The sequence below is a fragment of the Streptomyces sp. NRRL S-118 genome (assembly GCF_000716335.1).
GTDB lineage: Bacteria > Actinomycetota > Actinomycetes > Streptomycetales > Streptomycetaceae > Streptomyces.
Genome location: NZ_JOBL01000161.1, coordinates 23,212 through 43,277 on the forward strand (window position 1 = coordinate 23,212; position 20,066 = coordinate 43,277).

Here is a 20,066-nt window from a genome sequence, read left to right on the forward strand (position 1 = left end):
GCTGTTCGTGCGACGGATCAGCTGCGTCTGAGGAGGCGTGAGGCGCCCGCCGCGACCGTGGTGGCCAGGACCCACCCCAGCAGGATCAGCACCGCGGACGCCCACTGCCACAGGCCCTCCAGCCGCCAGTACCCGTCCTGCCCGAGGTTGATCACCGGCAGCAGCAGGTCCAGCGCGTACAGCGCCGCGTTCCAGTTCGGGTGCTCGTCCGTCTTGATGGCCGTCGGGTCGCACCGGGAGAACGCCAGCGTGCCCGCCGCCCACAGCACCGCCATCCACAGCGCCGCCCTCCCCGGCCGGTACCCGTACGCCACCGTCCAGTCCTGCAGGTAGCCCCACAGCTTCGCCGCCAGCGGCAGCGTCTCGCGCCGCCGGCGCTGCTTGGCGAGCAGCACCTCCCGGGCGTCCGCGTCCTCCCCGCTGTTGCGCAGCACCGCCGCCAGGCGCTCGTACGGCTCGGGTGCGAACTCGGGGGTCGCCGCCGCCACCCACTCCAGACGGCGGGCGAGCGGGAAGTGCCCGTACGGTACGAGGTTCTCGTACACGAAGCCGCCCATCGCCAGCCCGCCCGGGCCCGGCCAGCTGGTGGACAGGTCGATCAGCGTGACGACCTTCGCGCCGTTCAGCACCACCCGGCCCTCCTCCGGGCGCTCGCTGTTGAACCGCAGCTCCGGGGTGACGATCCGGCGCAGCGACAGCTCTTCCCTCCGCTCCGACGACAGCAGGAAGCGCGCGTGGTGGAAGTCGACGGCGTCACCGAACCGGCCGTCGTCCAGCCGCACCCCGCCGCGGCACTCGAAGGGCTGGATGCGGGTCCCGCGCATCGGCGTGTTGAAGGTGGCCAGCCCGCCCGGCGGGGTAGCGCCCGCCACGTTCCCCGTCGAGTCGCTCACCCACGCGTACGTCATGTAGAGCGTGCGCTCCACGCTCAGTTGCGGCGCGTTCAGCGCCCGCCGGCCCTCCGCCCCGCGCAGCCGGCTGCCGCGCAGGCTGAGCGACACGCCGACCTTGGCCCCGCGCAGCGAGAACTCCCCGTACGTCTCGATCAGCTCGGCCTGCAGGTCCTGGGCGACCGACATGCCGTCCGCGACGATCGCCCGGCCCCGGGAGTCCGGCCGGACGTGTATCTGGTTGATCAGCAGGTCCGTGCCGATCTGGGCGTCCGTGAGCCGCACGCCCCGCTCGACCCGGCAGCGCGGCAGGTGCAGATCGCCCTCCGTGTGCAGCCGGGCCGCCTCCAGCCGCGGTATCGCGCAGCCCACCATGCGCAGCGTGCCGAACCGGGACTCGGGCAGCACCACCTCCTCCTGGAACCGGCAGCCCTGCAGCTCCACGTACGGCGCGATCGTGCCGCCCGCCAGATCCAGCCGCCCGGTGATCTGCACCCCGCGCAGCTTCAGCGCCGAGACCCGCCCGGCCAGCGCCGGTGGCCCGTCCAGCAGCAGCAGCGCGACCACCCGGGCCCGGACGCTGCGCTCCGGCGGCCAGTCGCGAGGCGAGAACGGATCGTCCAGCAGTGCGTTGCCCACGGTCAGGTCGTAGGTCGCACCGATCCGGAACGCCTGCCACATCCCCAGCTCGGTCGGACTGAGGTCGCCCGGCACATCGTCGTCGTGCGGCTCGGTCACTGCCGCCCCCTCCGCTTCCCCGTGTTTCGTACGAGTGTTCTTCCCGCTGTGTGACGGACCGAACGCTAACGGTCAGGTGTGACAACAAGACGCCACTGCGGCGTGTATCAGCCAGTGATACGGACGTCCGGCTCCGCGACGCCGTCTGCGAGAATTGACCTGTGATCTCACGAATCGATCTGCGTGGTGACGCCCTGCCGAAGGGCGGCGCCCTGCGCGACCTGCTGCCCCGTGCCGAGTTCGACGTGGAAGCCGCCCTGGAGAAGGTGCGGCCCATCTGCGAGGCCGTGCATCATCGGGGCGACGCGGCGCTGATCGACTACGCGGAGAAGTTCGACGGCGTGGTCCTCGACCGCGTCCGCGTCCCGGCCGCCGCGCTCACGCGCGCGCTGGAGGAGCTGGACCCGGCCGTCCGCGCCGGTCTGGAGGAGTCGATCCGGCGGACCAGGATCGTCCACCGCGAGCAGCGCCGCGGCCAGCACACCACCCAGGTGGTGCCCGGCGGCACGGTGACCGAGAAGTGGGTTCCGGTCCAGCGCGTCGGGCTGTACGCGCCCGGCGGCCGCTCCGTCTACCCCTCGTCCGTGATCATGAACGCCGTCCCGGCGCAGGAGGCGGGCGTCGAGTCGATCGCCCTCGCCTCCCCGCCGCAGAAGGAGCACGGCGGCCTGCCGCACCCCACGATCCTCGCCGCCTGCGCCCTGCTCGGCGTCGACGAGGTGTACGCGGCCGGGGGCGCCCAGGCCGTCGCCATGTTCGCGTACGGCACCGAGTCCTGCGCTCCGGCCGACATGGTCACCGGCCCCGGCAACATCTGGGTCGCCGCGGCAAAGCGGTACTTCACCGGCCGGATCGGCATCGACACCGAGGCCGGCCCGACGGAGATCGCCGTCCTCGCCGACGACACCGCCGACCCGGTGCACATCGCCGCCGACCTCATCAGCCAGGCCGAGCACGACCCGCTCGCCGCCGCGGTCCTCGTCACCGACTCCGCCGAGCTGGCCGAGGCCGTCGAGAAGGAACTGGAGCCGCAGGTCGCCGCCACCAAGCACGTCGAGGACCGGATCGTGCCCGCGCTGCGCGGCAAGCAGTCCGCGATCGTGCTGGTCGACGGCCTGGAGGAGGGCCTGCGCGTGGTCGACGCGTACGGCGCCGAGCACCTGGAGATCCAGACCGCCGACGCCGCGGCCGTGGCCCAGCGCGTCCGCAACGCGGGCGCCGTCTTCGTCGGCCCGTGGGCGCCCGTCTCGCTGGGCGACTACTGCGCGGGCTCCAACCACGTCCTTCCCACCGGCGGTTGCGCCTGCCACTCCTCCGGCCTGTCCGTCCAGTCGTTCCTGCGCGGCATCCACATCGTGGACTACACGCGCGACGCGCTGGCCGAGGTCGCCCACCACGTGGTGACGCTCGCCGAGGCGGAGGACCTCCCGGCGCACGGCGCCGCTGTCAAGGCCCGGTTCGGGTGGAAGGTGCCGCAGCAGTGACCCCCGACACCATCGGCATCGACGACCTGCCCATCCGCGACGAGCTGCGCGGCAAGTCCCCCTACGGCGCGCCGCAGCTCGACGTGCCCGTACGCCTCAACACCAACGAGAACCCCTACCCGCTGCCCGAACCGCTCGTCGAACGCATCGCCGAGCGCGTCCGGGAGGCCGCCCGCACGCTCAACCGCTACCCCGACCGGGACGCCGTCGAGCTGCGCTCGGAACTGGCCGCCTACCTCACCCGGACCACCGGGTACGAGGTCGGCCGGGCCAACGTCTGGGCCGCCAACGGCTCCAACGAGGTCATCCAGCAGCTGCTGCAGACCTTCGCCGGACCGGGGCGCCTCGCGATCGGCTTCGAGCCCTCGTACTCGATGCACGGCCTGATCTCGCGCGGGACGGGCACGGGCTGGATCTCCGGGCCCCGCAACGACGACTTCACCATCGACGTCGCCTCCGCCGCGCACGCCATCGAACGGCACTGCCCCGACGTCGTCTTCATCACCTCGCCCAACAACCCCACGGGCACCGCCGTCGAGGCGGAGACCGTGGTGACGCTGTACGAGGCGGCCCAGGCCGCCCGGCCGTCCCTGGTCGTGGTCGACGAGGCGTACGTGGAATTCAGCCACCGCCCCTCGCTCCTGCCGCTGATCGAGGGCCGCCCCAACCTGGTGGTCTCCCGCACCATGTCCAAGGCGTTCGGCGCCGCCGGGCTGCGCCTGGGCTACCTCGCCGCGCACCGGGCCGTGGTCGACGCCGTACAGCTGGTGCGCCTGCCGTACCACCTGTCGGCGATCACCCAGGCCACCGCGCTCGCCGCGCTGGAGCACACCGATACGCTGCTGGGGTACGTCGAGCAGCTCAAGGCCGAACGCGACCGGCTCGTCGCCGAGCTGCGCGCCACCGGCTACGAGGTGACCGAGTCCGACGCCAACTTCGTCCAGTTCGGACGGTTCGAGGACGCGCACGCCGTGTGGCAGCGGATCCTCGACCGGGGCGTCCTCGTCCGTGACAACGGCGTACCGGGGTGGCTGCGGGTCACCGCCGGCACCCCCGAAGAGAACGACGCGTTCCTGGATGCGGTTCGCGCACTGAAGAAGGAGCAGAGCTCATGAGCCGCGTAGGACGGGTCGAGCGCACCACCAAGGAGACGTCCGTCGTCGTCGAGATGGACCTCGACGGGACCGGCAAGGTCGACGTGTCGACCGGTGTCGGGTTCTACGACCACATGCTCGACCAGCTCGGCCGCCACGGTCTGTTCGACCTCACCGTCAAGACCGACGGCGACCTGCACATCGACTCGCACCACACCATCGAGGACACCGCCCTCGCGCTGGGCGCCGCCTTCAAGCAGGCCCTCGGCGACAAGGTGGGCATCTACCGGTTCGGCAACTGCACGGTGCCGCTGGACGAGTCCCTCGCCCAGGTCACCGTCGACCTGTCCGGCCGCCCCTACCTGGTGCACACCGAGCCGGAGAACATGGCGCCGATGATCGGCTCCTACGACACGACGATGACCCGGCACATCCTGGAGTCGTTCGTCGCGCAGGCCCAGATCGCGCTGCACGTCCACGTGCCGTACGGACGCAACGCCCACCACATCGTGGAGTGCCAGTTCAAGGCCCTCGCCCGCGCCCTGCGGTACGCCTCCGAGCGTGACCCGCGTGCGGCCGGGATCCTTCCGTCCACGAAGGGCGCGCTGTGACGGGCCTCTCGACCATCCTGATCGTGGTCGGCCTCTTCCTGGCGGGAGGCGTGTACTCCTTCAGCAAGCAGAAGATGCCCAGGAGCGTCATCGTCCTGCTGGCCATCGCCTCCGCGATGTGCCTGGCCGCGGGCGTCCTGCGCATCCAGGGGATCTGGGAGTGAGCGCGATGAGCACCTCGAAGAAGGTCGTGGTCTTCGACTACGGATTCGGCAACGTCCGCTCCGCCGAGCGGGCCCTCGCCCACGTCGGCGCCGACGTCGAGATCACCCGCGACTACGACCGCGCCATGAACGCCGACGGCCTCCTGGTCCCCGGCGTGGGCGCCTTCTCCGCCTGCATGACCGGACTCAAGGAAGCCCGCGGCGACTGGATCGTGGAGCGCCGGCTCTCCGGCGGCCGCCCCGTCATGGGCATCTGCGTCGGCATGCAGATCCTCTTCGCCCGCGGCATCGAGCACGGCGTGGAGACCGAGGGCCTCGACGAGTGGCCCGGCACGGTCGGCCCGCTGAAGGCACCCGTCGTGCCCCACATGGGCTGGAACACCGTCGAGGCGCCCGGGGACAGCGAGCTCTTCGCCGGCCTCGACGCCGACAGCCGGTTCTACTTCGTGCACTCCTACGCCGTGCGCGACTGGAGCCTGGAGATCACCAACCCCGCCATGCGCGCACCCAAGGTGACCTGGTCCACGCACGGCGAGCGGTTCGTGGCCGCCGTCGAGAACGGCGCCCTGTGGGCGACGCAGTTCCACCCCGAGAAGTCCGGCGACGCCGGCGCCCAGCTGCTGACCAACTGGCTGAACTCCTTCTAGCCGCCCGGCTTCCGCAGCTCCCCTTCCCGGCTCCCTAGCTCCTTCCACTCCCTACCGAGGATTAGCTGAGATGAGCAAGCTCGAACTCCTCCCCGCCGTCGACGTCCGGGACGGCCAGGCCGTACGGCTCGTCCATGGCGAGTCCGGCACGGAGACGTCGTACGGCTCTCCCCTGGAGGCGGCCCTGACCTGGCAGCGGGCGGGCGCCGAGTGGCTGCATCTCGTCGACCTCGACGCCGCCTTCGGCACCGGGGACAACCGCGAGCTGATCGCCGAGGTGGCCAGGGCCATGGACATCAAGGTCGAGCTGTCCGGCGGCATCCGCGACGACGCCTCCCTGGCCGCCGCGCTCGCCACCGGCTGCACCCGGGTCAACCTGGGCACGGCCGCCCTGGAGACCCCCGAGTGGGTCGCCAAGGTCATCGCCGAGCACGGCGACAAGATCGCGGTCGGCCTGGACGTCCGCGGCACCACGCTGCGCGGCCGCGGCTGGACCCGCGACGGCGGCGACCTGTACGAGACGCTGGCCCGCCTCGACTCCGAGGGCTGCGCGCGCTACGTCGTCACCGACATCGCCAAGGACGGCACCCTGCAGGGCCCCAACCTGGAGTTGCTGCGCAACGTCTGCGCCGCCACCGACAAGCCGGTGGTCGCCTCCGGCGGTGTCTCCTCGCTCGACGACCTGCGGGCGCTCGCGGGTCTCGTCCCCGAGGGCGTCGAGGGAGCGATCGTCGGCAAGGCGCTGTACGCGAAGGCGTTCACCCTCGAAGAGGCCCTCGCGGCCGTCGCGGCGGTGGCGGAATGACCGCGGCCGAACAGAGCGCGTCCGTGCGCAAGGTGGTGACCGGCGCCCCGTGGGAGGAGCAGTTCGGCTACTCCCGCGCCGTGGAACTGCCCAACGGCCTGGTCCTCGTCTCCGGCTGCACCTCCATCGTCGACGGCGAGATCGCCGGCGGCGGCCCCTACGAGCAGGCGGTCAACTCCTTCAACGTGGCCTTCGCCGCGCTGAAGCAGCTCGGCCTGGGCCCGGCCGACGTCGTCCGCACCCGGATGTACATCACCCACGCCCGGGACGTGGACGAGGTGGGCCGCGCCCACAAGGAGCTGTTCGACGACGTCCGCCCCGCCGCATCGATGATCATCGTCTCCGGCTTCGTCGACCCGAGCCTGGTCGTCGAGGTCGAGGTCGAGGCGTACCGAGGAGGTGCCGCGTCATGACCCTCGCGGTCCGAGTCATCCCGTGCCTGGACGTCGACAACGGCCGGGTCGTCAAGGGCGTCAACTTCCAGAACCTGCGCGACGCCGGCGACCCCGTCGAGATGGCCAAGCTGTACGACGCCGAAGGCGCCGACGAGCTCACCTTCCTCGACATCACCGCCTCGTCCGGCAACCGGGAGACCACCTACGACGTGGTCCGCCGCACCGCCGAGCAGGTCTTCATCCCGCTGACCGTCGGCGGTGGCGTCCGCAGCGCCGACGACGTCGACAAGCTGCTGCGCGCCGGCGCCGACAAGGTGGGCGTCAACACCGCGGCGATCGCCCGCCCGGAGCTCATCCAGGAGATCGCCGAGCGCTTCGGCCGCCAGGTGCTGGTCCTGTCGGTCGACGCCCGCCGCACCCCCGAGGGCACGTTCGAGGTCACCACCCACGGCGGCCGCCGCGGCACCGGCATCGACGCCGTGGAGTGGGCCCACCGGGCCGCCGAGCTGGGCGCGGGGGAGATCCTCCTCAACTCGATGGACGCCGACGGCACCAAGGACGGCTACGACACCGAGATGATCGCCGCCGTGCGCAAGCACGTCACGGTCCCGGTGATCGCCTCCGGCGGGGCCGGCAGGCTCGCCGACTTCCCGCCCGCCATCGCGGCGGGCGCCGACGCGGTCCTGGCGGCGTCGGTGTTCCACTTCGGCGATCTGCGCATCTCCGAGGTCAAGGACGCGCTGCGCGAGGCCGGCCACCCGGTCCGCTGACGTCCGCGCCGCCGGCCGCGGGGATCAGGCGGCCGGCTGCGCGAGCTGCACGAGGTTGCCGACGGTGTCGTCCAGCACGGCCGTCAGCAGCGGACCCTGCTTCGTGGGCGCCTGGGTGAACCGCACACCCAGGCCGCCCAGCCGCTCGTACTCCGCTCGCAGGTCGTCGACCCCGAGCACGAGGCACGGCAGCCCGGCCGCGCGCAGTCCCGCCCGGTACTGCTGCGCGAGCGGACTGTCCCCGGGTTCCAGCAGCAGCTCGACGTCCTGACCCGGCGCGGCGACCGTGATGAACCGCGCCCCGCCGAGGTCCAGGTCCGTGCGGGTCTCGAAGCCGAGCACGTCCCGGTAGAAGACGTGCGCCTTCTCCTCGTCGTCGACGTACACGCTGGTCATCGCAATTCTGATCATGGTGCGTCCTCCGGTCGGCCTGCGTACGTCCGATGGTGCTCCGCCCCACCGGCGGTTCCAAGGCCCGGTTCGCCTCCGGGGCGCCCGAGTCGGTGTCGACGGCCGATCGTGCTCGGCTGCTCGTTCCTCACAGCCTGGCGTTCTCCCTTTCGACACCGCCGCGCCCCTTCGGCTCACTCGCCCTCCACGAGGCGCCTTCCCCAGTGCACCCGGAGAGGTCCGTGCCGAGCGCAAAAGATGTTGCGCGCCTTCCCCGGCGGATCTACGGTCCCGCAGCATGAGCAGCCCAGCGCCGCGCCGGATCAGCGACCGCGCCGTCGAGGAGACCGCCGGCACCGAAGGGCGCGGGAACTCCGCCCCGCGCCTCCACGGCTTCCCGGTCCGGGCCCGGGGCACCGCCCCGTGACCCGATCCCCTGACACCGATGCCTCCGCGACGGGTGTCCCGGCTGCTGGTGCGTCCGCCTCGGCCTGCCCCGCCGCCGTCGGTGGCTCCGCGCCGGAGAGTCCCGCCGGTACCTCCGTGGCGGCCGGCCGTGCCGCCGGTGGCGGCCCCGTGCCGGAAAGCCCCGCGAGCCGCGCCGCCGCGGCCGGACCGGCCGCGACCGGCCCGCGGCCGCCCGCCCACCGTGACGGCAACGTCCTGCGCTGGATCAGCGCCTACACCGCCTCGACCCTCGGCGACAGCGTCTACTACCTGGCCCTCTCCTGGGCCGCGGTCCGCAGCGGAACCCCCGCCCAGGCGGGCGTCGTCATGGCGGTCAGCGCCCTGCCGCGCGCCCTGCTCATGCTGGGCGGGGGAGTCGTCGCCGACCGGTTCGGGCCCCGCCGCGTGGTCCTGCTCAGCGACACGGCGCGTTGCCTGAGCACGCTCGGCGTCGCCGCCCTGCTGTTCCTCACCACCCCGGGCCTCTGGCCGCTCACCGCCCTCGCCGTGCTCTTCGGCATCGTGGACGCCCTCTTCATGCCGGCCGTCGGCGCCCTGCCGCCCCGGATCGCCCCGGCCGGGCAGCTCGCCCGAGTCCAGGGCATGCGAGGCCTCGCCCACCGGGTGGCCCTCGTCCTCGGCGCCCCCTTGGGCGGTCTCGCGGTGGCCGTGGGCGGCTCCGCCGCCGCCTTCGCCGTGGCCGGGGCGCTGTTCGCCCTCTCCCTGCCCCTCCTGGCGTGCCTCCGCGTCGCTCCGCTCCCCGGGGACGCGGACCGCCCTTCCACCACCGTGCCGCGCGACCTCGCCGACGGACTGCGCGCCCTGCGGCGGCACCGTGTCCTCGCCCCGCTGGTCGTCGTCATCGCCCTCAGCGACCTGGGCTTCGTCGGGCCGCTGAACGTCGGCCTCGCCCTCCTCGCCGAGGCGCGCGGCTGGGGCGCCGCCGGCATCGGCTGGATCCTCGCGGGGTTCGGCACCGGCTCCGCCGCCGCGTCCCTGCTGCTGGCCGTGCGGGGCCGGGTGCCCCGCGCGGGCTCCGTACTGGCCTGGACCCTCGCCGCCGGGTCGGTCGCGATCGCCGCCCTCGCGTTCGTACCCCGTCTGGAGACCGCGGTGGTGACCGCCCTCGCGATCGGTCTGCTCACCGGGCTCAGCGGCGCCCTGTGCTCCGCGCTCCTCCAGACCGAAGCGGACCCGGCTCATCTGGGCCGGATCACCTCCGTCGCCCACGTCTTCAGCCTCGGCGTCGCCCCGCTGACCTTCCCGCTCACCGGCGCGGCCATCGGTCTGTGGGGCCCCGGGCCCGTGTTCACGGCGAGCGCGGCGATCTGCGCGGCAGGAGCCGTCCTCGGCCTGAGCTCCGCACCCCTGCGCCGCGCGGAGCTGCCCCGAGGGCGGTGAAGGAGGTCCCCGGCGGAGAGGCCGCTACGGAGCGAGCCCCCTGGGGAGAGGACCCGGGGCCCGACGAGGCCGCCGCGCGGCCGCAGCCGTCACAGGCCCAGCTGGCCGGCCCCGTGAAGCCGCTCCACGGCCTCCTTGCCGCCCTCCACCTCCACGCGCGCGGAGTCCTGCCGCCCGAACGCGAACATCGTCAGTTCGCCCGGCTCCCCGGTCACGGTCACCACCGGGGTGCCCCGCCGCGCCACCGTCGTCTGGCCGTTCGGCCGCCGCAGCACCAGGCCCACCGGGACCTTGCGGCACAGCATCCGCGCCGCCTTGTCCAGGCGGGACCAGAGCGCGTCCGCGAAGACCGGGTCCAGCTCGCGCGGCGTCCAGCCCGGCTGCGCCCGCCGCACGTCCTCGGCGTGCACATAGAACTCCACCGTGTTCGCGCCCTCGTCGACCTGCTTGATCGCGTACGGGGACATCCGCGGCGGCCCCGTACGGATCAGCTGGACCAGCTCCTCGTACGGCTTGGAGGCGAACTCCGCCTGGACCTGCTCCAGACGCCCGCGCAGTGCCCCGATGAGGATCCCCGCCGCGGCGTCCGGGCGGCGCTCCCGCACCACCACGTGCGCCGCCAGGTCACGGGTCTTCCACCCCTCGCACAGGGTCAGGGCGTCCGGGCCCGCCGCCTCCAACAGATCGGCGAGCAGAAGTCGTTCACGCTTGGCATGGGTCGACATGTCCGCCAGCCTACGGGGGCGGGGGCCGGTCCGCCCAGTGGACGCACCTCCGGGAAGACGCCGCGACCACGGCACAATGGCGACATGACCAGCAACCTTGACCCGGCCATCGCCGCCCGTCTCAAGCGCAGCCCCGACGGGCTGGTCCCGGCCATCGCCCAGCAGTACGACACCGGCGAGGTGCTCATGCTGGGCTGGATGGACGACGAGGCCCTGCACCGCACCCTCACCACCGGCCGCTGCACCTACTGGTCCCGCAGCCGCCGGGAGTACTGGGTCAAGGGCGACACCTCCGGCCACGTCCAGCACGTCAAGTCCGTCGCCCTGGACTGCGACGCCGACACCGTCCTGGTCAAGGTCGACCAGGTGGGGGCCGCCTGCCACACGGGCGCCCGTACCTGCTTCGACGACGACGTGCTGCCCCTCGGCAAGTAGGGTCTGGCGCCATGGATCTCGAGACCTTCCGCAAGCTGGCGGCCGACCGCCGCGTCATCCCCGTCAGCCGCCGCCTGCTCGCGGACGGCGACACCCCGGTCGGGCTCTACCGGAAGCTCGCCGCCGAGCGCCCCGGCACCTTCCTCCTGGAGTCCGCGGAGAACGGCCGGTCCTGGTCGCGGTACTCGTTCATCGGTGTCCGCAGCGCCGCCACCCTCACCGCGCGCGACGGGCAGGCCCACTGGCTCGGCACCCCGCCCGTCGGCGTACCCGTCGACGGCGACCCCCTCGAGGCGCTGCGCGCCACCGTCGGGACCCTGCACACCCCCCGCGACCTGGCCGCGGAGCTCCCGCCCTTCACCGGCGGCATGGTCGGGTACCTGGGGTACGACGTCGTGCGCCGCCTGGAGCGGATCGGCGAGCACGGCACCGACGACCTGCGGCTGCCCGAGCTGACCATGCTCCTCACCTCCGACCTGGCCGTGCTCGACCACTGGGACGGCACGGTCCTGCTGATCGCCAACGCGATCAACCACAACGACCTGGACACCGGTGTGGACGAGGCCTACGCGGACGCCGTCGCCCGCCTCGACGCCATGGCCGCCGACCTCGCCGAGCCCCTGGCCACCGAGCCCGCCACCCTGCCGCCCTCCGAGCTGCCGCCGTACACCGCCCTGTGGGGCGGAGAGGCGTACCAGGGAGCCGTCGAGGACATCAAGGAGCGCATCCGGGCCGGTGAGGCCTTCCAGGTGGTGCCCTCGCAGCGGTTCGAGACCCCCTGCACGGCGAGCGCCCTCGACGTCTACCGCGTCCTGCGGGCCACCAACCCGTCCCCCTACATGTACCTCTTCCGCTTCGACGGTTTCGACGTCGTGGGATCCAGCCCCGAGGCGCTGGTCAAGGTCGAGGACGGCCGCGCGATGGTGCACCCCATCGCCGGGACCCGCCCGCGCGGAGCCACCCCCCAGGAGGACCAGGCGCTGGCCGACGAGCTCATCGCCGACCCCAAGGAGCGCGCCGAGCACCTCATGCTGGTCGACCTCGGCCGCAACGACCTCGGCCGCGTCTGCGAACCGGGCTCCGTCGAGGTCGTCGACTTCATGTCGATCGAGCGGTACTCGCACGTCATGCACATCGTCTCCACCGTCACCGGCCGCGTCGCCGCCGGCCGCACCGCCTTCGACGTGCTGACCGCCTGCTTCCCCGCCGGCACCCTGTCCGGCGCGCCCAAGCCGCGGGCCATGCAGATCATCGAGGAGCTGGAGCCCTCCCGCCGCGGCCTGTACGGCGGCTGCGTCGGCTACCTCGACTTCGCCGGCGACTCCGACACCGCCATCGCCATCCGTACCGCCCTCCTGCGCGACGGCACCGCGTACGTGCAGGCCGGAGCCGGTGTCGTCGCGGACTCCGACCCGGTCGCCGAGGACACCGAGTGCCGCAACAAGGCGGCCGCCGTGCTCCGGGCCGTGCACACCGCGAACCGGATGAACGGCGCATGACGGCGTAAGGGATAGTGGAGTACGTGAGTGCCGCATCCGTACCCCAGCCCCGTGCCACGCGCGCGAACGAGACGACGGCCGCCCCCGGCGGCCGTCGCAGTCTCGCCGCCGCCCTGTTCCTCGGTGCCGTCGGAGCGGCCGTCGTGCTGCTCGCGTCGGGGCAGACGTGGTCCGAGGGCACCGTCGCGGTGGGCGGCGGCAGCGTGCCGCTGGACGCCGCGGGCGGCGACGTCACGGGTGTGCCGACCGCCCTCGCCATAGTGGGCCTGGCGGCCCTGGTGGCCGTCTTCGCCGTACGCAGGGCGGGCCGGCTCCTCGTCTCGCTGCTGCTCGCCCTGAGCGGCGCGGGCGCTGCCGCCGCCTCGTACCTGGGCGCCTCCGACGGTTCGGCGCTCGACGCCGAGGCCGCGAGGACCACCGGCGACGCCGCGGCCCGCGTCGCGGAGCTCACCCACACCGCCTGGCCGTACGTCACGGCTGCCGGCGGGCTGCTGCTCCTGCTCGCCGGACTGCTGGCGCTGCGCTACGGCCGGACCTGGCCCGCCATGTCCGGGCGGTACGAGCGCGACGGCAGCCCGCGTGCCCGCGGCGCCCGATCCGCCGCGGACCCGGACCGGCCGGAGGACCTGTGGAAGGCCCTGGACCGCGGCGAGGACCCGACCGGCACCGCCTGACGCGTCCCGCCCCACCCGGCGCACGGCCCCAGCGCCACCCCGGCCCCGGCCCCGGCCCCGGCCCCCGAGGGTGACCCCGGATCACCCGGCACGCGCGCGTGCGCGACAATGTCGCGAGAGCGTCCGCACCCGGCGGGGCCGTACCAGAGCAACATCAACGAGGAGCAATTCATGGCGGGCAGCGACCACGGACACACCCCGGCCGCCTGGACCGGTGTCACCATCTCCTTCATCGGCTTCTGCGTCGCCGGTGCCTTCATGGTGGCGAACAACCCGCTGGGCTTCTGGGCGGGCAGCGCCCTCATCCTGCTCGGCGGCGTCGTCGGTGGCGCCATGAAGCTCGCCGGACTCGGCCAGAAGCCGTCGCCCGAACTCGAGCGCGCCCGCGAGGAGGCGGCCCGCAGGGACCACACCCCGGAGACCGCCCACGCCGCCCGCTCCTGACCCGTTCGGGGGCAGCCGCGACACGAGGCGCGGTCCGGCACGGCCGGGCTGCGCCTTTCCGTTCCACCCGCGACAATCCCCGAGTGGACGCCATGCCGAACCCTGCCCCCGAAGGCCCGGAACCCGCCCAGGCCGGACCTGCCGCGCGGACCGTGCCCGCAGCCCCTGCCGCACATGGTGGGCCTCCGCCCGCCGGACCGGCACCGGCGGGCGCACCGGCGGGAGGCGCACCCCCGGCACCCGGGCACGTGCCGTCGCGCGGCCGGCCTCCGCTCGTACGCCGGCTCGCACCGCCCCTGGGCACCCTCGCCGCGGTCGTCGCGGCCTTCGCGTACGTGGGCGCCGTCGACCCCAACGAGCCCGGGCACTACCCGGTCTGCCCCCTGCTGCGCTTCACCGGCCTGTACTGCCCCGGCTGCGGCGGCCTGCGCAGTGCCCACGCCTTCGTCCACGGCGACCTCGCGGCCGCCTTCGGCGCCAACGCCCTCGCCGTCACCGGCTATCTGGTCTTCGCCGTCGTGATCGTCCTCTGGCTGGTCCGGGCCGCGCGCGACCTGCCCGTGCGCGTCACCGTCGGGCCCTTCTGGGGGTGGGCCCTGGGCGCTGTCCTGGCGCTTTTCGCCATTGTCCGGAACTTGCCGTTCGGTTCCGGGCTGGCGCCGTGAAGCCACTGGTCAGCGCGGTGGCGACAACCGGATGCGGAGACTCGGGCCACCTCCGGATACCATCGAGGTGACTGATCCGGCTTCACCATCACCCTCCCGGAAGGGGGCCTCTCGCGTGAGTGTGCTCGACGAGATCATCGAGGGCGTACGCGCCGACCTCGCAGAGCGGCAGGCGCGGGTCTCCCTCGACGAGCTCAAGGAGCGGGCGGCGAAGGCGCCCCAGGCGAAGGACGGCGCGGCCGCACTGCGCGGCGACGGCGTCCAGGTGATCTGCGAGGTGAAGCGCTCCAGCCCGTCCAAGGGCGCGCTCGCCGCGATCGCGGACCCGGCCGGTCTCGCCGCGGACTACGAAGCGGGCGGCGCGGCCGTCATCTCCGTGCTGACCGAGCAGCGCCGCTTCGGCGGCTCCCTCGCCGACCTGGAGGCCGTTCGCGCCCGGGTCGACATCCCGGTCCTGCGCAAGGACTTCATCGTCACCGCCTACCAGCTGTGGGAGGCCCGGGCGTACGGCGCCGACCTCGCCCTGCTGATCGTCGCCGCCCTGGACCAGCCCGCCCTGGAATCCCTCATCGAGCGCGCCGAGTCCATCGGCCTGACCCCGCTGGTCGAGGTCCACGACGAGGAAGAGGTCGAGCGGGCCGTCGACGCGGGCGCCCGGGTCATCGGCGTCAACGCGCGCAACCTCAAGACCCTCAAGGTGGACCGCTCCACCTTCGAGCGGGTCGTCCCGGAGATCCCGGCGGGCATCGTCAAGATCGCCGAGTCCGGCATCCGCGGCCCGCACGACCTGATCGCCTACGCCAACGCGGGCGCCGACGCCGTCCTGGTCGGCGAGTCGCTCGTCACCGGCCGCGACCCCAAGGCCGCGGTGGCCGACCTGGTCGCCGCCGGCGCCCACCCCGCCCTGCGGCACGGACGGGGCTGACCCCGCCATGACCGCCGCCGCCCGCGCCTTCACGCCGACACCGCACCCCGCGCTCGCGCGCCCGGTGCCGTCGGCCGGTGCGGTGCGCCGGCGGGCCGACGGCTGCACGGCCACCGCGGACCCGGCCGCCGCCACGCGCGCGTGCCCGGACGCCGGGACCGGCACGAGCCCGGTGAGCTCCACGACCGCGCACCCCGCGCTCCCGCCGTACGCGACCGTTCTCCCGGGCGCCGCCCGCGCCCTCCCGGACGCGTACGCCCGGCTCGCCCGCGGCTGCCGACCGCGTGGCTGCCGGGCCCCGGCACGGCGTGTGCATGGACGCCGCGTCCGGTACGTCATCGGGGACGAGCCGGGCCAGGTCAACGGCATGCGATGGCGTGCGCGCACCGCGCGCCACCTGCACCACCGCTAGCCCGTCCTCCTCGACGGGCCGCACCGGACGTCCTCCGGTGCGGCGGGACCACTTCCGCGCACCCGGCTCCGGGTGACGCCGGTGAGGGGCTCCCGCGACGGGGCGGAGGCGGTGGCGTCGGCGCACACCGTGACCACCGTTGACCCAGACATCCCGGGGGCGCCCGCCCCCGTGAGGAGCAGTCGCATGCCCAGCGAGTTCTTCATCCCCGACCCCGACGCCCAGGTCCCCAGCGCGGACGGCTGGTTCGGTGCCTACGGCGGCAAGTTCATCCCCGAGGCGCTCGTCGCCGCCGTCGACGAGGTCGCCGTCGAGTACGACAAGGCCAAGGCCGACCCGGCCTTCGCGGCCGAGCTCGACGACCTGCTCGTGCACTACACCGGCCGCCCCTCCGCCCTCACGGAGGTGCCCCGGTTCGCCCGGCACGCGGGCGGCGCACGGGTCTTCCTCAAGCGCGAGGACCTCAACCACACCGGCTCGCACAAGATCAACAACGTGCTCGGCCAGGCCCTGCTCACCAAGCGCATGGGCAAGACCCGGGTCATCGCCGAGACCGGCGCCGGCCAGCACGGCGTCGCCACCGCCACCGCCTGCGCCCTGTTCGGCCTCGAATGCACCATCTACATGGGCGAGATCGACACCCGGCGCCAGGCGCTGAACGTCGCCCGGATGCGCATGCTCGGCGCCGAGGTCGTCCCCGTGAAGTCCGGCAGCCGCACCCTGAAGGACGCCATCAACGAGGCGTTCCGCGACTGGGTCGCCAACGTCGACCGCACGCACTACCTCTTCGGCACGGTCGCCGGACCGCACCCCTTCCCGGCCATGGTGCGCGACTTCCACCGCGTCATCGGCGTCGAGGCGCGCCGCCAGATCCTGGAGCGGGCGGGCCGCCTGCCCGATGCCGTCGTCGCCTGCGTCGGCGGCGGCTCCAACGCCATCGGCCTGTTCCACGCCTTCATCCCGGACGCCTCCGTACGCCTGGTGGGCTGCGAGCCGGCCGGGCACGGCGTCGAGACCGGTGAGCACGCCGCCACCCTCACCGCCGGCGAGCCCGGCATCCTGCACGGCTCGCGCTCCTACGTCCTGCAGGACGAGGAGGGCCAGATCACCGAGCCGTACTCGATCTCCGCGGGCCTCGACTACCCGGGCATCGGCCCGGAGCACGCGTACCTCAAGGACAGCGGGCGCGGCGAGTACCGCGCGGTGACCGACGACGCGGCGATGCAGGCCCTGCGCCTGCTGTCCCGCACGGAGGGCATCATCCCGGCGATCGAGTCGGCGCACGCGCTGGCCGGCGCCCTGGAGCTCGGGCGGGAGCTCGGCGAGGACGGCCTGATCGTCGTCAACCTCTCCGGCCGCGGCGACAAGGACATGGACACCGCCGCGCGCTACTTCGGCCTGTACGAGACCGACGCCGCCCCCGTCGAGGCCGACGCCTCCGCCGAGGACGGCGCCGCGGAGATCCAGCGGGACACCGACATCCAGCGGGGCACCGAGACCCGGGGGGAGACCAAGTGAGCGGGAACATCCAGCTGCTGAGCGACACCCTGGAGCGGGCCAAGGCGGAGAACCGGGCCGCCCTCATCGCGTACCTGCCGGCCGGCTTCCCGAGCGTCGACGGCGGGATCGAGGCCGTCAAGGCCGTCCTCGACGGCGGCGCGGACATCGTCGAGGTCGGACTGCCGCACAGCGACCCGGTGCTCGACGGGCCGGTCATCCAGACCGCCGACGACATCGCCCTGCGCGGCGGGGTGAAGATCGCCGACGTGATGCGCACCGTCCGCGAAGCCCACGAGGCGACCGGCAAGCCGGTCCTGGTGATGACGTACTGGAACCCCATCGACCGGTACGGCGTCGAGCGCTTCACCGCCGAACTGGCCGAGGCGGGCGGCGCCGGCTGCATCCTGCCCGACCTGCCGGTCCAGGAGTCGGCCCTGTGGCGCGAGCACGCCGGGAAGCACGGCCTGGCCACCGTCTTCGTCGTCGCCCCCAGCAGCAAGGACGAGCGGCTGGCCACCATCACGAGCGCCGGATCCGGCTTCGTGTACGCCGCCTCCCTGATGGGCGTCACCGGCACCCGTGAGTCCGTCGGCGCCGAGGCCGCCGACCTGGTACGGCGCACCCGCGCCACCACCGAGCTGCCGGTGTGCGTCGGCCTCGGCGTGTCGAACGCCGAACAGGCCGCCGAGGTGGCCGCCTTCGCCGACGGCGTCATCGTCGGATCGGCGTTCGTCAAGCGGATGCTCGACGCCGGCGACCACGCGGCCGGCATCGCCGCCGTACGGAACCTCGCGGGCGAACTCGCCCGCGGAGTGAAGCGCTCATAAGGCGTTCGTCGCTCGAACGGGTGGATCTGGACCGGGGAGGCGCGCCCGCGCCTCCCCGGTTCGTTGCTGTGGGCGTGAGCGAGAAGAACAGTGCAGGCAAGCGGAGCGCGCGAGAACGGCTCCAGATCGAACGCGAGCAGCAGAAGTCCCGGGAGCGTCGCAGGCGCACCCTGCTCGTGTCGGCGGCCGTCGTCGGAGTGCTCGGCCTCGCCGCGGTGGCCGGTGTCATCGCCGCCAACACCGGCGACGACGGCGAAGGCTCCGGCGCCGGGCCCGTCGCGGCGCCCACCGGCGCGGCCGGCAAGGACCAGCTGGCCATCCCCGTCGGTGCCACCGACGCCCCGTCCACGCTCACGATCTGGGAGGACTTCCGCTGTCCGGCCTGCGCCCAGTTCGAGAACGCCGTCCGGGACACGATCCACGGACTGACCGACTCCGGACAGATCAAGGTCGAGTACCACCTGGCCACGATCATCGACGGGAACATGGGCGGCAGCGGCTCGCTGAACGCGGCGAACGCCGCGGCCTGTGCCCAGGACGCCGGCAAGTTCGTGGCGTACCACGACGTCCTCTACCAGAACCAGCCGCCGGAGCCGGACGACGCCTTCGCCGACGACGACAAGCTGTTCGAGCTGGCCGGGAAGGTGCCCGGGCTCGACACGCCGGCCTTCCGCTCGTGCGTGTCGGACGGCACGCACGACAGCTGGGTGAACAAGTCGAACCAGGCGTTCAGCGAGGGCGGCTTCCGCGGCACGCCGACCGTGCTGCTCAACGGAGAATCGATCTTCCCGACCAAGGGCAAGGAGCAGATCTCCGTGGAGAACCTGAAGAAGTGGGTGGCCGAGGCGAACAAGGGCAAGAAGCCCGGCACCGCCTTCCCCTCCCCTCCCGCCTCCCCGCCGGCCCCGGCCTCCCCGTCGCCGGCCACCTCCTAGTCACCGCCTGCGCCACCGGGCACCGGCTCGTTATGGAGTCTTTGCCGGGCGGGACGCCCTGTCTCCCGCCCGGCACGGTAGCGTCGGTCCTGCCATGGACCTTGCCTACATCCCGAGCCCGTCGACCGGCGTGATCCACCTCGGACCGCTCCCACTGCGCGGCTATGCCTTCTGCATCATCATCGGTGTCTTCGTCGCCGTCTGGTACGGCAACAAGCGCTGGCTCGCCCGGGGCGGCAAAGCCGGCACCGTGGCCGACATCGCCGTCTGGGCGGTGCCCTTCGGCCTCGTGGGCGGCCGGCTCTACCACGTCATCACCGACTACCAGCTGTACTTCAGCGAGGGCGAGGACTGGGTCGACGCCTTCAAGATCTGGGAAGGCGGCCTCGGTATCTGGGGCGCGATCGCGCTCGGCGCGGTCGGCGCCTGGATCGGCTGCCGGCGCCGCGGCATCCCGCTGCCGGCCTACGCGGACGCCATCGCGCCCGGCATCGCCTTCGCCCAGGCCATCGGCCGCTGGGGCAACTGGTTCAACCAGGAGCTGTACGGCAAGCCGACCGACCTGCCCTGGGCGCTGAAGATCAGCGAGGGCGTGAACCGCGAGGCGGGGCTCTACCACCCAACCTTCCTGTACGAGTCGCTGTGGTGCGTGGGCGTGGCGCTCCTCGTCGTCTGGGCGGACCGGCGGTTCACCCTGGGCCACGGGCGGGCCTTCGCCCTCTATGTGGCGGCGTACTGCGCCGGGCGCGGCTGGATCGAGTACATGCGGGTCGACGAGGCGCACCACATCCTGGGCGTCCGGCTCAACGTGTGGACCGCGATCCTGGTCTTCCTCGCGGCCGTGGCGTACATCGTCGTCTCGTCCCGGGTACGGCCCGGGCGCGAGGAGGTCGTGGAGCCGGCGGCGGTCACTGCGGGCGGTGGCTCCAAGGGCGACGAGTCCGGTGGGACGGCCGACACGACCGCGCAGGAGTCCGCGGACTCCGCGGACCCGGCCGGTTCCGTTCCGGTGGATTCGGCCGGGGACACGGCGCCGGGCGACAGGTTGCGGAAGCCGGGCGCGGCCGAAGCGGCCGACGCCTGACCGGCCACGGGCCGGCACGACAGCGCTGACGCGCGGCACGGTGAGGCGGCCGCCGGGACCAGGGGGTTCCGGCGGCCGCCTCCGTGCGTGTGCGGCCGTCTCCGT

24 protein-coding genes are annotated in these 20,066 nt (G+C 73.3%); 21 read left to right on the forward strand and 3 right to left on the reverse strand.

What is annotated here, in order from left to right; translation table 11 throughout:
- Positions 1 to 17: 17 nt before the first annotated feature.
- The gene (locus IH00_RS0101970; RefSeq protein WP_031068845.1) at positions 18 to 1,628 is read right to left on the reverse strand and encodes a hypothetical protein; all 1,611 of its coding nucleotides are present in this window, start codon (positions 1,626 to 1,628) and stop codon (positions 18 to 20) included.
- Positions 1,629 to 1,789: 161 nt separating this feature from the next.
- Between IH00_RS0101970 and hisD the strand changes: the two genes are divergently transcribed.
- The 8 genes from hisD to hisF all read left to right on the forward strand — a co-directional run bounded on the left by hisD (position 1,790) and on the right by hisF (position 7,598).
- A complete protein-coding gene (gene hisD / locus IH00_RS0101975) occupies positions 1,790 to 3,112 on the forward strand; it encodes a histidinol dehydrogenase (protein WP_031068850.1) in 1,323 nt (440 codons plus the stop codon).
- Positions 3,109 to 4,227 carry a histidinol-phosphate transaminase gene (locus tag IH00_RS0101980; protein WP_031068852.1) on the forward strand — a complete coding sequence of 373 codons (1,119 nt, stop codon included), beginning with the start codon at positions 3,109 to 3,111 and terminating at the stop codon, positions 4,225 to 4,227. The genes hisD and IH00_RS0101980 overlap by 4 nt, the downstream gene beginning before the upstream one ends.
- The gene (gene hisB, locus IH00_RS0101985; protein WP_031068854.1) at positions 4,224 to 4,817 is read left to right on the forward strand and encodes an imidazoleglycerol-phosphate dehydratase HisB; all 594 of its coding nucleotides are present in this window, start codon (positions 4,224 to 4,226) and stop codon (positions 4,815 to 4,817) included. Before IH00_RS0101980 ends, hisB begins: the two co-directional genes overlap by 4 nt.
- On the forward strand, positions 4,814 to 4,981 hold the full coding sequence (locus IH00_RS43210; RefSeq protein WP_031068856.1) for a hypothetical protein: 168 nt from the start codon (positions 4,814 to 4,816) through the stop codon (positions 4,979 to 4,981). The genes hisB and IH00_RS43210 overlap by 4 nt, the downstream gene beginning before the upstream one ends.
- 5 nt (positions 4,982 to 4,986) lie before the next feature.
- Positions 4,987 to 5,628, forward strand: a complete 642-nt coding sequence (gene hisH / locus IH00_RS0101995; RefSeq protein ID WP_031068858.1) for an imidazole glycerol phosphate synthase subunit HisH — start codon at positions 4,987 to 4,989, stop codon at positions 5,626 to 5,628.
- Positions 5,629 to 5,698: 70 nt separating this feature from the next.
- Positions 5,699 to 6,433 (forward strand): bifunctional 1-(5-phosphoribosyl)-5-((5-phosphoribosylamino)methylideneamino)imidazole-4-carboxamide isomerase/phosphoribosylanthranilate isomerase PriA, encoded by a 735-nt coding sequence (gene priA, locus IH00_RS0102000; RefSeq protein ID WP_031068860.1) that lies wholly within the window; start codon positions 5,699 to 5,701, stop codon positions 6,431 to 6,433.
- Entirely contained in the window at positions 6,430 to 6,846 is a 417-nt protein-coding gene (locus IH00_RS0102005; protein WP_031068861.1) for a RidA family protein, read from the forward strand. Before priA ends, IH00_RS0102005 begins: the two co-directional genes overlap by 4 nt.
- Positions 6,843 to 7,598, forward strand: coding sequence for an imidazole glycerol phosphate synthase subunit HisF (gene hisF, locus IH00_RS0102010; RefSeq protein WP_031068862.1), 756 nt, complete (start codon positions 6,843 to 6,845; stop codon positions 7,596 to 7,598). The genes IH00_RS0102005 and hisF overlap by 4 nt, the downstream gene beginning before the upstream one ends.
- A 24-nt stretch (positions 7,599 to 7,622) precedes the next feature.
- Here hisF and IH00_RS0102015 read toward each other — a convergent pair whose 3' ends face one another.
- Complete coding sequence (locus IH00_RS0102015) at positions 7,623 to 8,009, reverse strand: VOC family protein (protein ID WP_031068863.1); 387 nt, start codon at positions 8,007 to 8,009, stop codon at positions 7,623 to 7,625.
- A 277-nt stretch (positions 8,010 to 8,286) separates the two neighbouring features.
- Here IH00_RS0102015 and IH00_RS44955 point away from each other — a divergent pair, with 277 nt between their 5' ends.
- Complete coding sequence (locus IH00_RS44955) at positions 8,287 to 8,415, forward strand: hypothetical protein (RefSeq protein ID WP_267882534.1); 129 nt, start codon at positions 8,287 to 8,289, stop codon at positions 8,413 to 8,415.
- Between the two features lie 149 nt (positions 8,416 to 8,564).
- A complete protein-coding gene (locus IH00_RS0102025; protein WP_031068864.1) occupies positions 8,565 to 9,836 on the forward strand; it encodes an MFS transporter in 1,272 nt (423 codons plus the stop codon).
- A gap of 89 nt (positions 9,837 to 9,925) precedes the next feature.
- Here IH00_RS0102025 and IH00_RS0102030 read toward each other — a convergent pair whose 3' ends face one another.
- On the reverse strand, positions 9,926 to 10,561 hold the full coding sequence (locus IH00_RS0102030; protein ID WP_031068865.1) for a TIGR03085 family metal-binding protein: 636 nt from the start codon (positions 10,559 to 10,561) through the stop codon (positions 9,926 to 9,928).
- Between the two features lie 84 nt (positions 10,562 to 10,645).
- Here IH00_RS0102030 and hisI point away from each other — a divergent pair, with 84 nt between their 5' ends.
- The 11 genes from hisI (at position 10,646) to lgt (ending at position 19,961) form a co-directional block, all read left to right on the forward strand.
- Positions 10,646 to 10,996, forward strand: coding sequence for a phosphoribosyl-AMP cyclohydrolase (gene hisI / locus IH00_RS0102035; RefSeq protein ID WP_031068866.1), 351 nt, complete (start codon positions 10,646 to 10,648; stop codon positions 10,994 to 10,996).
- A gap of 11 nt (positions 10,997 to 11,007) precedes the next feature.
- On the forward strand, positions 11,008 to 12,495 hold the full coding sequence (locus IH00_RS0102040) for an anthranilate synthase component I (protein WP_031068868.1): 1,488 nt from the start codon (positions 11,008 to 11,010) through the stop codon (positions 12,493 to 12,495).
- Positions 12,496 to 12,509: 14 nt separating this feature from the next.
- Positions 12,510 to 13,169, forward strand: coding sequence for a TIGR02234 family membrane protein (locus IH00_RS0102045; RefSeq protein ID WP_031068870.1), 660 nt, complete (start codon positions 12,510 to 12,512; stop codon positions 13,167 to 13,169).
- Positions 13,170 to 13,340: 171 nt separating this feature from the next.
- Positions 13,341 to 13,613, forward strand: a complete 273-nt coding sequence (locus IH00_RS0102050) for an HGxxPAAW family protein (RefSeq protein ID WP_039946019.1) — start codon at positions 13,341 to 13,343, stop codon at positions 13,611 to 13,613.
- 92 nt (positions 13,614 to 13,705) lie between these two features.
- Positions 13,706 to 14,278, forward strand: a complete 573-nt coding sequence (locus IH00_RS0102055) for a DUF2752 domain-containing protein (RefSeq protein ID WP_052411119.1) — start codon at positions 13,706 to 13,708, stop codon at positions 14,276 to 14,278.
- A gap of 115 nt (positions 14,279 to 14,393) precedes the next feature.
- Complete coding sequence (gene trpC, locus IH00_RS0102060) at positions 14,394 to 15,203, forward strand: indole-3-glycerol phosphate synthase TrpC (RefSeq protein ID WP_031068876.1); 810 nt, start codon at positions 14,394 to 14,396, stop codon at positions 15,201 to 15,203.
- 172 nt (positions 15,204 to 15,375) lie between these two features.
- Positions 15,376 to 15,615, forward strand: a complete 240-nt coding sequence (trpM, locus tag IH00_RS45365; protein WP_039946027.1) for a tryptophan biosynthesis modulator TrpM — start codon at positions 15,376 to 15,378, stop codon at positions 15,613 to 15,615.
- 186 nt (positions 15,616 to 15,801) lie between these two features.
- Positions 15,802 to 17,133 carry a tryptophan synthase subunit beta gene (trpB, locus tag IH00_RS0102070; protein WP_052411120.1) on the forward strand — a complete coding sequence of 444 codons (1,332 nt, stop codon included), beginning with the start codon at positions 15,802 to 15,804 and terminating at the stop codon, positions 17,131 to 17,133.
- Positions 17,130 to 17,942, forward strand: coding sequence for a tryptophan synthase subunit alpha (gene trpA / locus IH00_RS0102075; protein WP_031068886.1), 813 nt, complete (start codon positions 17,130 to 17,132; stop codon positions 17,940 to 17,942). Before trpB ends, trpA begins: the two co-directional genes overlap by 4 nt.
- A gap of 74 nt (positions 17,943 to 18,016) precedes the next feature.
- Positions 18,017 to 18,877, forward strand: a complete 861-nt coding sequence (locus IH00_RS0102080; RefSeq protein WP_039946029.1) for a thioredoxin domain-containing protein — start codon at positions 18,017 to 18,019, stop codon at positions 18,875 to 18,877.
- Positions 18,878 to 18,971: 94 nt separating this feature from the next.
- Positions 18,972 to 19,961: a prolipoprotein diacylglyceryl transferase gene (lgt, locus tag IH00_RS0102085; RefSeq protein WP_031068888.1), complete on the forward strand. Its 990-nt coding sequence runs from the start codon at positions 18,972 to 18,974 to the stop codon at positions 19,959 to 19,961.
- Positions 19,962 to 20,066 lie beyond the last annotated feature (105 nt).

Bases quoted from the DNA above. Each gene is read 5' to 3' on its own strand.
- priA (WP_031068860.1), top strand. From the start codon at position 5,699: ATGAGCAAGCTCGAACTCCTCCCCGCCGTCGACGTCCGGGACGGCCAG.
- IH00_RS0102050 (WP_039946019.1), top strand. From the start codon at position 13,341: ATGGCGGGCAGCGACCACGGACACACCCCGGCCGCCTGGACCGGTGTC.
- trpB (WP_052411120.1), top strand. From the start codon at position 15,802: ATGCCCAGCGAGTTCTTCATCCCCGACCCCGACGCCCAGGTCCCCAGC.
- IH00_RS0102055 (WP_052411119.1), top strand. From the start codon at position 13,706: ATGCCGAACCCTGCCCCCGAAGGCCCGGAACCCGCCCAGGCCGGACCT.
- hisH (WP_031068858.1), top strand. From the start codon at position 4,987: ATGAGCACCTCGAAGAAGGTCGTGGTCTTCGACTACGGATTCGGCAAC.
- IH00_RS0102030 (WP_031068865.1), bottom strand. From the start codon at position 10,561: ATGTCGACCCATGCCAAGCGTGAACGACTTCTGCTCGCCGATCTGTTG.
- IH00_RS0102005 (WP_031068861.1), top strand. From the start codon at position 6,430: ATGACCGCGGCCGAACAGAGCGCGTCCGTGCGCAAGGTGGTGACCGGC.
- lgt (WP_031068888.1), top strand. From the start codon at position 18,972: ATGGACCTTGCCTACATCCCGAGCCCGTCGACCGGCGTGATCCACCTC.
- IH00_RS0102040 (WP_031068868.1), top strand. From the start codon at position 11,008: ATGGATCTCGAGACCTTCCGCAAGCTGGCGGCCGACCGCCGCGTCATC.
- hisF (WP_031068862.1), top strand. From the start codon at position 6,843: ATGACCCTCGCGGTCCGAGTCATCCCGTGCCTGGACGTCGACAACGGC.
- hisI (WP_031068866.1), top strand. From the start codon at position 10,646: ATGACCAGCAACCTTGACCCGGCCATCGCCGCCCGTCTCAAGCGCAGC.
- IH00_RS0102015 (WP_031068863.1), bottom strand. From the start codon at position 8,009: ATGATCAGAATTGCGATGACCAGCGTGTACGTCGACGACGAGGAGAAG.
- hisB (WP_031068854.1), top strand. From the start codon at position 4,224: ATGAGCCGCGTAGGACGGGTCGAGCGCACCACCAAGGAGACGTCCGTC.
- IH00_RS44955 (WP_267882534.1), top strand. From the start codon at position 8,287: ATGAGCAGCCCAGCGCCGCGCCGGATCAGCGACCGCGCCGTCGAGGAG.